The following is a 13117-nucleotide window of genomic DNA, read 5'->3' as shown; positions in this document are numbered from 1 at the left end:
TGCTCGGCCGCCGGTCGGTGCGCCGCGACGGCGCGCCGAGCTGCCCGGCGGCGACGTCCGGGTGGTCGAAGAGGCGTCAGTAGGTGGGGAACGCCGTGGGCAGGAGCGCCGAAGGACCCTCCTGGGGGGCCTGGGCGTAGCCGGTCGCCGGAGCGTAGCCGGCGGCGGGCGCGAACTGCGGCGAACCGGAGAAGTCCGGGGCGGGAGGCTGCTGCTGCGGAGGCACCGCCTGACCGGTGGCCGGCGGCACATGCGAGCCGTCCCCGCGCCGCGTCTCCGGCGGCGCCTGCCCGATCTCGGCGCGCTGCGACATCAGCAGCGCCATCATGGCCCGCGCCGTGGCCTCGTCCATCCGCATCAGCACGCTGGGACGTCCCGAAGGGTCGACGAACGGGGAAACCGAAGGGGCGACGACCTGCCTGGGCAGTGCCTGCCGCAACTCCTCGCGAAGGTCGTGGGCAAGCCGCAGCGCCTGTCGGTCGCTGTCACTCAAGTGTGCGTTCATCGCGATCTCCGGGGAGTTCACGTGCGGGGGTCCGGGGTAATCCTGCTAGGAATGTCGTGCATGTGCAAGGGCCGATGCACGTGCAGACAGTCGTTCATCGCGCCATCCTCGTACCCCGCCCACCCCTCGCCCGAACCTGCCGGCGCACCAAAAACCACGCGATGACCGGCGGCGTTTCGTCGCCCTCGCTCTCCCGGGACGCTCCTTCCCCGCGGCCGACTCCGGTCTCCAACCTTTTTCTAGAACTTCGTTCCATCCCGCGAGGCGAGCACAGAACGCACGGAAATCACTACCAAGAGATGCCGAACCACTCACGATTGGCAGTCGTCCATTTCCACTAAGTAACCAGCTTTCGGAACGCTTTACCTCAGACCGGAGGGGAACCCACCAACACAGCCGCGTCCGTCCACGACTTGAGGGCGACCCGCGCCTCCCAACAGAGCGTGCAGCCGGATCGGCGCCGAGAAGGCATGGGCGTCCGAGCAGAGCGGGCGTGTGGCTTACGGAGTGGCTGGGGCGTCGTGCACCCAGGTTTCGAGGGTGTAGACGCGACCCTTGTCGGTGACGGGTTGTGGGGGTCTACCGGTGGGGCGGTAGCCGGCGGCTCGTGCCACGCCCTTGCTCGGGTCGTTGTCCGGCTCGATCTCCAAGTAGACGTGCGGGAGGCCCAGCCGCCGGTGGGCGTAGTCGGTCAGCACCCGAACGGCCCGTACGGCGAGCCGTCGTCTCCTGTGCGCGGCGCCTATGCCGTAACCGATGGTCCGGCCGGCGCGGTTGAAGAGGACCTCGCCCAAAGGACGGTCGTCGCCCTCTTCGGTAATGGCCAGTTGAATGCGCTGTCCCTCTATGTAGAGCCGGTGCGCCTTGTCCAGATAGGCGCGGGCGGCGGCGAGGTCGAACGGCGAGGCCAGCGGTGTCCGGTAGGCGATGTCGGGGTCGTCGAACAGCTCCACCATCGTGGGCAGGTCGTCCTCCCTCCACCTGCGGAGGACGAGGCCGTGCCCGTTGAGGCGCAGATCCATTCCTTGGACTCCTCGATCCCGGCCCATTTCCCGCTCCGGGAAGGCCACTCCGCCGTCCCCCACGGCCGCCCCAGGGGAAACGGATCATCGCCTGGACGGAAGGGCGAATTGAGCGTAGGTTACCCAGCGGCCGTCCACGGACACGGCGGGGTACGGGTCCTCCCGCTCCGCTCGCGAGCGTGGTCGCGGACGACAGGCCAGACCACGCCCGTTCCAGCGCACCCGACCTCCACTCACCCGAAGACGAACCCGCCCCGTACGGCCCCGAGACCGCCCCTTGGCATGCCGTGACGCTACGACCCCGGACGACTCCGAATAGTGATCAATCCGAGACCTGCCCTCATTGCAACGCCCGGCGATCGGGCGCAAGCTACCTCACATATCCGGAAAACCCCGCTTACGACCCCCATCGTCGACAGGACGCGGCCCATGTTCGAGATCTGGGAGACGAGCGAGCCGGCCCGGCTCATCAGCGACGCCCACAGCCTCAAGGTCGCGCTGGAGAAGGTCGACACGATGTGCAGGCTCCGCCATGACCAGGCGGTCGCGCACGTCGGCGGGGCGGTGTCCGAAGAGGGCTACCACTTCGAGATCCGCGACGGGCACGGAAAGGCGCTGGCCCGCCTGACCTACGTCCCCGACACCTCCCGCGCCTACCAGAGCGTCGTGGTCGAGGAGCTCCACGGGGGCGAGCCCACCTGATCCCTGTCCTCCGACCCGTTTGCGGCGCGCGCGCCGGACGGGGCGTGGCAGGATGCCGGAAGGCTCGTGGAACGGAGGTGTCGTGGGGGAGTCCCCTTGGTGGACAGGCTTCGTGAGGAAAAAGAGGCCGTTCCCCGATGGGAACGGCTCCACGCCTTCCCGCGGCGCCCCGCCTCCCCCTGAAGAGCCGCGTCGTCCCCACAGAGCCACTTCACACCAACCCGAGGACCTTCTGACCGAAGCGCTGCGGCTGCGTTCGGCTCGTTCGGCGCATCCAGAGGGTTCGGCGCAGCGGTGGCCTGAGGTCTTGGAGTCCCGCATCGCCGCGCTGGCCGCCGACCCGCGAACCGGCCCCGCCCTCATGGCCCGCCTCGAACGGGGTGTGACGATCGCCTGGGAGCGTGGCTGGCAGCCTGCGGACCTCGTACGCTACGTCGCGCGTTGCCTTGCCTCACCGCATCAGCGCTTGGCCGTGGACGCCATCGCCTCGGAAATACGCGCGTACCCCCCGTCCACCGTGGACGACCACTGGCGCGGCCAGCTCGCAGCCATCGGCGCCAAGGTGTGGTGGCACGGCCCCTACCCCCTGGACGGACCCAGCCACGGCGAACGCACCGACGTCATCACCTGCGCCCTCGAACTGCTCGAACTGCTGCTCGCGCTGCCGCGGCTCGTCCCGATCGGGCCGCGGCCCGGGACCGCCAACGCGGCGCACGCGACGACGGGAGCGGGGGTGCGGGCGCTCGGGCGTCCGCCCCTGGGGCAGGTGGACGAACGCATGCTCGGCAAGGTCCGGGCGCTGCTGGCCAAGGCGGAGTCGACCGAATTCCCCGAGGAGGCCGAAGCGCTCAGTGCCCGCGCCCAGGAACTGATGGCGCGGCACAGCATCGACCATGCGCTGCTGGACGCCGAATCGGGAACCGGCTCGGAACCAGCCGGCCGCCGCATACCCGTGGAGAACCCTTACGACGGCCCCAAAGCGGCTCTGCTCACCGTGGTCGCCGACGCGAACCGGTGCCGGGCCGTCTGGCACCGGGAACTCGGCTTCTCCACGGTTCTGGGCTTCCCCGCCGATCTCACGGCGGTCGAGATGCTGTTCACCTCGCTGCTGGTCCAGGGAACGACCGCGATGGTCCACGCGGGCACCCGCCGGGACGCGGCGGGCAGGTCACGCACCCGCTCGTTCCGTCACGCGTTCCTCAACGCCTACGCCGCCCGCATCGGCGAGCGGCTTCGCGAAGCGGCCGACCGCGCGGCCGCCGACACCGCCGGACGCGACGCCCTGCTGCCCGTCCTGGCCGCACGCGACCAGGCCGTGGACGACGCCGTCGCGGCGATGTTCCCCAACCTCATCCAGGGCCGCACCCGTTCGGTCACCAACCACGAGGGCTGGGCCGCCGGGCGCGCGGCGGCCGACATGGCCAGCCTCAGCGCGCGTTCCGAAGTGGCGGGACGTCAGGGACCTCCCTGACCGCCACCGCGGCGCGGCGACCGCGTTCCCCCTGGGAGCTGGGGGGAACACACCTTGTCAGCTCCTCCGCCGGCGGGTGTTGCCACCTCGCCCGCGCAGCGGAACGCCCGCTTCCTTGAGAACGTTGTAGATGAATCCGTACGACCGGCCGGTCTCGGCGGCCAGGTCCCGGATGCTTTCACCTGCGGCGTACCGGGGGGCGAGCTCCGCCGCCAGCCGCGTGCGTTCGGCACCGGTCACACGAGTGCCCCTCGCCAGAGTGCGGGCCACGAGTACCTCCTGACTCCCATGCGCGAGCTGAACCGGGCCGGCCACGGTGGGCCGACGAGATCATTTCCGCAGCTCACGGCACTGTTGATCTACCCAACGTACACAATCCCCGAAAATCCGCCCGCAATGCCGCGCGAAACGACACAAGACCGGCCACTGGTGGTCTTTTCCATGGCCAACGGCGTGTCGTTACCCGACACTCCGCCCCCTTGCCGCTCGCGGGCGACCATCACCCCCGCCCTGTGCGGCGCGCGGCTCCACCCCCACGGCTCCCACCGGAACCACTGTTCGCGGCTCCGCGTTCGCCCTGGTCCCGGCACATGCCGGAGGCCCGTCCGGGCTTTACCGGACGGTTGCCACGGGCGGACCGGGGATCGCCCGGGGCCGCTCTGGCGGGACTTCCGGCTGCGGGCCATCCTTCTTAACCGCATCGCCCCCTCGACATCTCGTCGGACGCCCACCTTGGGCGGCCCCTTGCGGTGGCCCTCCCGGGACGGCACCTCCGGAACGCCGTGACCATTCCCGGCCACGGCGGTCCCTCGGAACCGGCTCTCCTCGGAGCGCGCTCCAGGACGGGCCTGGGAGCGTCCCCCGAGCCCTCCCCGGGACGACCGTCGGGGGACGGCGGCCGAAACAGCACGTGTGACCGCACCGGCCGGAGGGCCGGGATCCCCCCAGCGCCTGTCGAGGCTCCAGTACCGGACACGTTCACACCTCAGATACGTTCGCCGCCCCCTACCCAGATGACGTCCCTACCTGTCCAATTCGTTCCAAGGCGGCAGCCGATGATTGCGCAGGTGACAGCCACAACTGGCCACGGAACACACCAATCCCCCTACGGCAAGCGCTCTGCGCCCAAGGGGAAAGGGCGCTGGGGACGCCCTTGCACACGGACGACGTACCGGCACGTCCATCGCCTAGGAATCGGTGACCATCGACCTGCCGGACGTGAAGGTCACCTGCCCCTCCGGCAGCGGGACCGGGGAGAGCGGCGGCCTCGGCGACGCGGGGATGAGCTTGTGCGGGGTGGGCGCGACCCCCTGGGATGCGGCCTCGCGCAACGACAGATCGGCGCGGCTCAGGGGGTGCCGCAGAGGACCGAAAGGGAAGAGCGACGTCTCCTCCAGCCCGTCCACGACCAGCAGCTCCCCTGGGTCCAGGAGCCGCCAGCCGGGGTGGTCGTCCATCGGCTCACTCGCGACGACCACGGCGGGCACCGCGGCCCTTCCGTTCGCCCCCTCCCCCGGACCACTCATCCCGCCCTTGTCAGGGGACAGCACCCACAGCTCGTTCGATGCCGGGTAACGCAGGGCCCAAAGCCGTCCCGGCTCGGCCAGGAGCAGGTTGAGGGAGAACACCGGCAGGCTGGCACCGATGCGCCGCACCGCCTCCACGATCCCCTCCGTGGTGTCACCACGCTTGCGGATCTCGGCGGTGAGGTAGGCGAACACCACCTCGGAGTCGGTCTCCCCGGCCACATGGGCGCATTCCAGCTCGGTCAGCCAGGACAGCAGCTCCTGCCGTCCCTTCACCACCCCGTTGTGGGCGAACAGCCGGTCGTTCATCACGAACGGGTGGCAGTTGTGGACGGTCAGGCCGCCCACGGACGCATCCCGGACGTGTGCCACGAACGTATGGGAGACCACGTTGCCGGCATGCAGGGCGAAGTCGGGACTCTCGAACGCGGCGAGCGGCGCGCGGTCGCGAACCGGCTCATGCCCCAGCGAGAACCAGCCGAGCCCGGCACCGTGCGGCATCCGGTGGCTTTGCACGCGCAGGCTGCGGGGCGCGTCCATGAGCCAGTGGGACGCCTGGACACGGGGGCCGCCAGTACTCATACCGAACAGTCGGCACATGCCATCACCTTTCTCATCTCACCGTGATTGCATGCCGTCTCCGACCCCGAGGCCGCGAACCCAAACGGCACCGATGCCGTAGAGCGTCCACTACCGACTGTTGGCCACGGGACCGCACGCCCTCCGCCGCACGGCCGCTCCCGGGTGAGCGCCACCGAGTCCCACCGCACCCCATCACCCCCGTCGGCAGCGACCCCTCCGTATGCGAGCCAGAGCATGGCACTGCAGAAATAACTGCGGGTGACAGGGACCTTACCTAGTGCGTTCACCTCCTGTCCGCCGCTTCCCTACAACCGCCAAAGCCACCTGCGCGAGAAACTCTGCCCACCAGCAAAACCCCAGGTCGCCCGAAGCGCGCCCAAGCGACAAGCCTCACACCCGAGAAGGACTCCAGCCGTCCCGCAGCTCGCCCACCGCCTGAACCCGCCCTCCACATCACTCCCCGCCACAGCCCCAACCACCACCACGCTCCCACTCACCACCAACCCACAACGCTCACACACAAGAACCAGCAAGCTCCAACACCACCAGCATCACGATTCCCCCGCAGACCGTCCCAACGCCCCCGCCACCAAGGGCCAACGGATGCTCCACAGAAGATCCGGCTATTTGATCAAGCTGGTCACTCCGGTCGCCGGCCGTCAGGACCGGTTTCCATGTCGCTCCCCGGCACGGGGCCGACCAACATCGGATTCTCACCCTCCGCCAGGCCAGGACGCTCACGCAGAAGAAGCAGAAAGCCGAACACCGTCAGCGTGATGATTCCCCCGCAGATCGTGCCGATGACCCCGCTGGCAAGGGTCATGTGGATCGTCCGCGGAAGATCCGGCTGGTTGATCAAGGTGAGCGCGCCGATGACCCCACCAGCGGCGCCGGAGGCGATCAAGCATGCCCACCATCCGAGCGCGTTCCCCCTCGGCACGCTCCACCGGGCCGCCTCCGTGTACGGCGTATGCGCCGCCCCCTGCCTCTGCGGAGTTGTCGGCGCCCGCCGGATCCAGCGCCGGCACCACCAGGCGATGATCGCCACGCCGCCGAGCCCGCTTCCGTACTGCAGCCAGCGGAACGTCTCCAAGCCCGCGAACGAGGTCGTCGGGAGCCAAGGCATGTACTCGCCGAACCCGTGGTAACGATGCGTGAAGGCGTCCCAGAGGACATGCGTCACCGTTCCGGCCAGCAGCGATGGGGGGACCCAGAGGATCATCGAACGTCGGAATCCGCCCGCGGGTCCGGCGAGCCTCCGCCGCGCCCACTCAGGTGCCAGGGCGACCAGGGGACGCTTCCACACCAGGTGGAAGGCGGCGAACAGCCCGATACCGAGTGCGAGATCAATCGTGACGATCCCCACCGGGCCATGCGTAGCGCCCCGCAGGTCCCCCATGGAGAAGAAGTAGGGGACGTCCGGCGCCATCGATCCGACGACGAGCGCTGAAGGCACCATCCGGCCACGCGCCAAGGGAATCACCGCGGCTGGATGGCTGAGCGTGAAGGGCATCCGCTCTTAACTACGCCATCACACCCGCACCTTCAACCAACGAAGCCACCTTCACCGAACAACCCTTCAAACCCCGCCACGCACACACCTGGTCACTTCGATCCAGCGACCGCCGACCACAGCCCGCCCTCGCCCGCCGCCAAGTGACCACCACAGCGGGGTGGCTGAGCACGAGAAGCACCCGCTCTCAACCCCGCCCCACGCCCAAGCCTTCAATCACGCAGAGCCACCCTCAACGACCAAACCCTCCAAACCCGCCACCGCACACACCCCGGTCGGCGCAACCGCATCGAAGCCGCAACCGCCCACCACAGCTGCCGTCGCCCGTCGCCCGCCGCCAACCGCCTGTTCCAGCGCGATCAGCCACATGCCGACAACAAGCCGCGAGCAGGAACCAAGCGGCAGCGTCCTCGCATCCCGCCAAGGCCACAAGATTCTCACGTGCTCACACGCCGACATGCGCCGGCTCCTTGGGCGTTACGTCAGCGCTCCAGCGGTTGCGACTCGGTGCCCGTTGCTCAGAGTCACCAGCACAGCCCACGCAAGCACTGCGAGGAGTTGACCCGGGAGAGCGGGAGCGAACCCGTAAACGGCGGGGCTCTCCTGATCAGTCTCGTCCAAGGTGATGCGGGACGAGGGTGATGGCGCGGCGCGCCGCGACATGAGATGAGTGTGACCAAATGTCAACGCTCCGTAGCCAGACTGGCTATGATCGGCCACCTGAACGCTGACCACCTCGATCCCCCGGGGCGAAGATGAACCGCTTGCTGGCAGACCCGAGACGCACCGGCGCGATCGGCGAGTTGGTGCGCTGCGCATGTGGGCTGCTGGGCTGTGTGGCCATGGTCGGCGCCACCTCGTTCGGCCTGGCCGTTCCCGCGAACGCCGAAAGCCACCCCCATCCGCCCAGAACCATCCCGCCCGAGTGCCGCACCGCCCTCCGGACAGGCGACAGGCAGGCATGGTGGGAATGCCGTGAGGCGTGGCGGGCGATGCGGGAGAAGCACCACCGTGCCCATCTGGAGAGCCATCTCAAGAAGCGGCCTCCCAAGAAGGTGAACCGGATCCCTCCGCCTCCTGCCTCACCCAAGACAGCGAAGCGGACCTTGCCACGCCCCGTGGTGCCGCTCTCCCCCGTTCCCACCCCGCTTCCCCCATCACCGACGCCCACGCAGACCCTGGTCAGGGAGTCCGCGGAGACGACCTCGCTTCAGCCGCTGTTGTTGCTCGGGCTCCTCCTTCCGGCGGCGGCCGCCATCGGTTACCCGCTGCGCCGCCGTATCCTCGCGGTCGGCCACTCCTCCTTCTTCGTGCCTACGCCGTCACCGGCCGATCCGGGTACGGACTTCACCTATCGCCCGACCATCGACCCGTTCGCGCTTCCCGTCCTCGGCCTGACCGGACCCGGTGCCGCGGCCTCCGCTCGGGTGCTCACGCTCATCGCACTCGAAGAGTGCGGCGAGACCACGCTCGTGATCATCCCTCGGCCCGACTCCACCGCCCTGTTCGGGTTGTCGGAGGACGAGCTGCTGGACGAGACCGGCACCGCGCTGTTCATCCCCGGCAACCTCGACTCCGCGCTCGCCTACCTGGAGACCGAGCTGGCGATCCGCCGGAACACCGGAGGCTCGCAGGGACGGCGCCTCCTGCTGGTGGCCGACTGCGGCACCAACACCGACCAGATCAACGAGATTCACGAGCGCCACCCCGGGGAGTTCGCCGCCATCCTGCTGGGCGACTGGCCCGGTGAGACGGCAAACGTGGACGAAGACGGTCTCGTGGACGCTTCCCCCACCCTCGGTGCCCCCCTGCCTGAACGCCTCCCAGCGATGTCCCGCACCGAGGCCCGCGACCGCCTCAACGCGGCCCTTCGGCGCCACCGCTCCATGAACACCTCCCTTGTCCGCAAGGCCAGCCGCAAACGCCGCTGACCCCGAATCCACCCACCAGACCCGGTCGACCCCAGCCGCCCTCAAGACCCTTCTCAATCCCCTTCACGATCAGCGACCAACAACCACCTGCCGGCCTAGGAACAACGACCTCCCCCTTCGCCGTCCATGGATCAGAGATCAACGTTCAGGTCGTCCGTGAAGCAAGGGTGGATCGGGCGGCGGTGATGGCCTTCAGGGATCGGGACACGGCAAGCGCGTCGGGCGGATCCTCTGCCGTGCCGTCGAGGTAGGCGGTGCAGCGCAGCATCCAGTTGCGGAGAGCGTCCTCGTGGCGTTTCTCGTTGCGGCGGGCGCGGACCAGGGCTTGCTCGCCTTGTTCGGCACGTACTCGGGCGTTGAGGTCGGCGTCGTCGGCCAGGGCGCGGACGTCGGCCAGGGCGTAGCGGCCGAGTTGGTCGGCGACGAGCCCGCGTTCGGCTGCGACCCTGGCGAAGATGCCTTTGGACCAGCCCAGCACGAGGGCGGCGCCCCGTACGTCGACCCGGTCGAGGAGCGGGCCCTTGCGGGCTGCGACGACCTCGGCGACGCCGCCCGCGTCAAGCGCGTCCAGGTCACGCAGAAGGTAGATCGGGTTCCGCTGGTAGTGGCCCACGAGGGTGAGGTCGCCACGGGCCACGAGGACTTCGACGTCGGCCTTCTCGACGTCCAGGCGCAGCCGCAGGGCGAGGCGTGCAGCGGCCCTGCCGGCGCCCACCGGTGGTTCGTCTCCGAAGGCGGCCACGATCTGGGAGGCGCGGCTGCGGCACCGCCCGGCCAGTTCGGCCGTCCACTTGCCGTTGAGGTCCGGCTCGGGGATCAGCCCATGTTCCCGGGCCAGCCGCAGTTGCCAGTCGGCGACTCCGATGTGCGAGGCGAGTTGCCGGAAGCCGATGCCCGTGCGAGATTCCGTCTCCGTCCGCATGATCTACTCTCCTTGCTTGCGCGTACGAACGGCTCCAGCATCATCGGCGCACCGCGACCGCAACACTGGAATCACGTTCTGTGGATAACCCATCCGCAGCGGCGACAAAGGCGGGAGATATGAGCGTTATACGGCGTTTGGGGATGGGATTGGCGGCCTTGGGGAGGCCCGCGTACATCAACGTGGGCCGTGTTCACGAGCTGCCGGCACAACGCGGTGTCGACGATCTTCGGCGGGCGACCTGGGAGGTGCTGGACGCCGCCTACCTGGCGGGTCTCCGATGGGTGGACGCCGCGCGGTCATATGGGCTGTCCGAGGAATTCCTCGGCGGGTGGCTTGCCGAGCGTGGGCATCGTGACGTGACGGTGTCCAGTAAATGGGGCTACACCTACGTCGGGGAATGGCGGATGGATGCCACCGTGCACGAGGTCAAAGAGCACAGCCTTTCTCGCTTCAAAGAACAGTACGCGGAAACGATTCGCTTCCTTGGCGAGGCGCTTGCGGTCTATCAGGTGCATTCGCTCACGGTGGAAAGTCCCCTGTTCCAGGACAAGGCTTTGCAGGCCGCCCTTGCCGAAGCCGCGCAGGACGGCGTTCGCATCGGGTTCTCCACATCCGGGCCCCAACAGGCCGACACCGTTCGCAGGGCCTTGGAGCTGGAGGTGGACGGGCAGAGGTTGTTCAGTACGGTCCAAGCCACCTGGAACGTGCTTGAGCCCTCCGTGGGGACGGCGCTTCGTGACGCCCACGAGGCCGGTGTGCACGTGCTGTTGAAGGAGGTCCTGGCCAACGGGAGGCTGGCCGTACAGCCTCCGGAGACCGTGCGGAAAGTCGCGCGCAGGCACGGTGTCGGGACGGACGCGGTGGCCCTTGCGGCCGCCTTGGACCAGCCATGGGCTGACACGGTCCTCGTCGGGGCGGTCAGTACGGGCCAGCTGCGTTCCAACCTGGCCGTACTGGACTTCGCCTTGGACGACGCCGATCGGGAGGAACTGCACTCGCTCTCCGTACCGGCAACGCGCTACTGAAAGGAAAGGGCTGCCCTTCCCTGGATCTGAGCGGCCTTACGACGCCTCGGCCGAACCGAAGGACGGGTGAGGGGCCCTCAGCGCGAGGCGCAGGGAGGCAATGGTCGTTCGTCCTGCCTGTTGGCGCCGCCCTATTTCTAGGTCATGCCGCTCTAGACCACCCGGTCGGCGTCGAGGAGGGATCGGCTGGGCTGGCAACCGGCCACCGGCACCGCCTCCGGCGGCGCTCGGCCATGAGTGACTCCAGCACCTCGGCGAGGCGCTCAGGAGGCCCGCTCCCCCGGCGCCGGGCGTCTGACCGCCGCCGACCACCCGTGTCCGGCGGGCCGTCAACCAGGGGTATCCCCAGGATCAAGCTGCATGATCGCCTGGATACGATGAGGTACGGAACGTCTACGCAGGACGTAGGGGAACGTCTACGGAGGACGTGGACGGAGTTGGGAGCGAGAGAGAGTATGTCCGATTTCGAGCTCAACCACGCGAGCGGCCGGATGCCCCTCGAGGTGGCGCAGGCGACCGAGGGCCCGTCCGGCCTCCGCATCGGGAGCCTTCTCAAGGAGACCAACCACGTCACCCTCGATCCCGGCTTCACCAACACCGCGTCCACCACATCGCAGATCACCTATATCGACGGTGAGGCGGGGATCCTGCGCTACCGCGGTTACCCGATCCACGAGCTGGCGGAGAAGTCGTCCTTCCTCGAGGTCGCCTACCTGCTCATCTATGGTGAGCTGCCGACCGCGGACCAGCTCTGGTCGTTCACCGACAGCGTCCGCAACCACACCTTGCTGGACGAGAGGTTCCGGGACTTCTTCTCAGCCTTCCCCCGGCGCGCCCACCCGATGGCGGTGCTGTCGTCGGCGGTGAGCGCGCTGTCCACCTTCTACCAGGACAGCCTCGACCCCTTCGACGAAGAGCAGGTGGACCTCTCCAGCATCAGGCTCATCGCGAAGCTTCCGACCATCGCCGCGTACGCGTACAAGACCTCCATTGGGCAGCCCCTGCTGTACCCGGACAACTCCCTTGGGTACGTCGAGAACTTCCTGCGCATGACGTTCGGGCTGCCGACCCAGCCGTACGAGGTCGACCCCGAGATCGTGCGCATCCTGGACATGCTGTTCGTCCTGCACGCCGACCACGAGCAGAACTGTTCCACCTCGACCGTACGGCTGGTGGGCTCCAGCCACGCCAACCTCTTCTCGTCCATCTCCGCGGGCGTCGACGCGCTGTTCGGCCCGCTTCACGGGGGCGCCAACCAGGCGGTCCTGGAGATGCTGGAGCGCATCCATCAGGAAGGGGGCGACGTCGAGGCGTTCGTACGGCGGGTCAAAAACAAAGAGCCCGGCGTCAAACTGATGGGCTTCGGGCACCGGGTGTACCGCAATTACGACCCGCGCGCCGCCGTGGTGAAGCGAGCGACTCGCGACGTCCTGGAAACCCTGGGGAAGACCGACCCTCTGCTGGACCTGGCCATGCGCCTGGAGGAGGTCGCCCTCAGCGACGACTACTTCATCGAGCGCAAGCTCTACCCGAACGTCGACTTCTACACCGGGGTCATCTACAAGGCGATGGGCTTCCCCACCAACGCGTTCACCGTCCTGTTCGCGCTGGGCCGGCTCCCGGGGTGGATCGCCCAGTGGCGCGAGATGATGAACGACCCGACGACGAAGATCGGGCGCCCGCGCCAGGTGTACGTAGGCCCCGGCGAGCGCCACTACGTGGACCTGGGCTCCCGCTAGGGGAAGTCGCCCGGCCTTTCGTCCAGCCGGGGCGACACGCGATCCCGTAAGAGCCCCGCCCCCGTTGGCGGCGGACCCGGGGGGACCGACATCAGGGCCGGAAATGGGCATTACGCCTTTTCCGGCCCTGATTACTTGTAGCCCGCTATTCCGACAACGCAGCCATGTCGCCTTAA

At 68.5% G+C, this 13117-nt stretch carries 11 protein-coding genes; 5 read left to right on the top strand and 6 right to left on the bottom strand.

Going from position 1 to position 13117, the window contains the following annotated elements; translation table 11 throughout:
• Positions 1-76 precede the first annotated feature (76 nt).
• A complete protein-coding gene (locus ACGWYJ_RS34570; protein WP_395110781.1) occupies positions 77-505 on the bottom strand; it encodes a hypothetical protein in 429 nt (142 codons plus the stop codon).
• A 500-nt stretch (positions 506-1005) separates the two neighbouring features.
• The gene (locus ACGWYJ_RS34565; RefSeq protein ID WP_395110780.1) at positions 1006-1527 is read right to left on the bottom strand and encodes a GNAT family N-acetyltransferase; all 522 of its coding nucleotides are present in this window, start codon (positions 1525-1527) and stop codon (positions 1006-1008) included.
• 429 nt (positions 1528-1956) lie between these two features.
• On the opposite strand from ACGWYJ_RS34565, the gene ACGWYJ_RS34560 reads away from it, so the two are divergent.
• Positions 1957-2229 (top strand): hypothetical protein, encoded by a 273-nt coding sequence (locus ACGWYJ_RS34560; protein WP_395110779.1) that lies wholly within the window; start codon positions 1957-1959, stop codon positions 2227-2229.
• Between the two features lie 307 nt (positions 2230-2536).
• Positions 2537-3700 (top strand): DUF2786 domain-containing protein, encoded by a 1164-nt coding sequence (locus ACGWYJ_RS34555; RefSeq protein WP_395110778.1) that lies wholly within the window; start codon positions 2537-2539, stop codon positions 3698-3700.
• A gap of 57 nt (positions 3701-3757) precedes the next feature.
• Here ACGWYJ_RS34555 and ACGWYJ_RS34550 read toward each other — a convergent pair whose 3' ends face one another.
• The 3 genes from ACGWYJ_RS34550 to ACGWYJ_RS34540 form a co-directional block, all read right to left on the bottom strand.
• Positions 3758-3970: a helix-turn-helix domain-containing protein gene (locus tag ACGWYJ_RS34550; protein WP_285700076.1), complete on the bottom strand. Its 213-nt coding sequence runs from the start codon at positions 3968-3970 to the stop codon at positions 3758-3760.
• A gap of 917 nt (positions 3971-4887) precedes the next feature.
• On the bottom strand, positions 4888-5826 hold the full coding sequence (locus tag ACGWYJ_RS34545; protein ID WP_395110777.1) for a class II glutamine amidotransferase: 939 nt from the start codon (positions 5824-5826) through the stop codon (positions 4888-4890).
• 622 nt (positions 5827-6448) lie between these two features.
• On the bottom strand, positions 6449-7321 hold the full coding sequence (locus ACGWYJ_RS34540; protein ID WP_395110776.1) for a DUF4184 family protein: 873 nt from the start codon (positions 7319-7321) through the stop codon (positions 6449-6451).
• A gap of 764 nt (positions 7322-8085) precedes the next feature.
• Between ACGWYJ_RS34540 and ACGWYJ_RS34535 the strand changes: the two genes are divergently transcribed.
• Positions 8086-9252 carry a hypothetical protein gene (locus tag ACGWYJ_RS34535; RefSeq protein WP_395110775.1) on the top strand — a complete coding sequence of 389 codons (1167 nt, stop codon included), beginning with the start codon at positions 8086-8088 and terminating at the stop codon, positions 9250-9252.
• A gap of 145 nt (positions 9253-9397) precedes the next feature.
• On the opposite strand, the gene ACGWYJ_RS34530 is transcribed toward ACGWYJ_RS34535, so the two are convergent.
• The gene (locus ACGWYJ_RS34530; protein ID WP_395110774.1) at positions 9398-10174 is read right to left on the bottom strand and encodes a hypothetical protein; all 777 of its coding nucleotides are present in this window, start codon (positions 10172-10174) and stop codon (positions 9398-9400) included.
• Between the two features lie 119 nt (positions 10175-10293).
• Here ACGWYJ_RS34530 and ACGWYJ_RS34525 point away from each other — a divergent pair, with 119 nt between their 5' ends.
• A complete protein-coding gene (locus tag ACGWYJ_RS34525) occupies positions 10294-11202 on the top strand; it encodes an aldo/keto reductase (protein ID WP_395110773.1) in 909 nt (302 codons plus the stop codon).
• A 455-nt stretch (positions 11203-11657) separates the two neighbouring features.
• Positions 11658-12941: a citrate synthase gene (locus ACGWYJ_RS34520; RefSeq protein ID WP_395110772.1), complete on the top strand. Its 1284-nt coding sequence runs from the start codon at positions 11658-11660 to the stop codon at positions 12939-12941.
• Positions 12942-13117: the final 176 nt, after the last annotated feature.

Origin of the sequence: Actinomadura sp. SCN-SB, from assembly GCF_043906805.1 — a bacterium.
Classification (GTDB): domain Bacteria; phylum Actinomycetota; class Actinomycetes; order Streptosporangiales; family Streptosporangiaceae; genus Spirillospora.
This window is presented reverse-complemented; position numbering and strand designations above follow the sequence as displayed.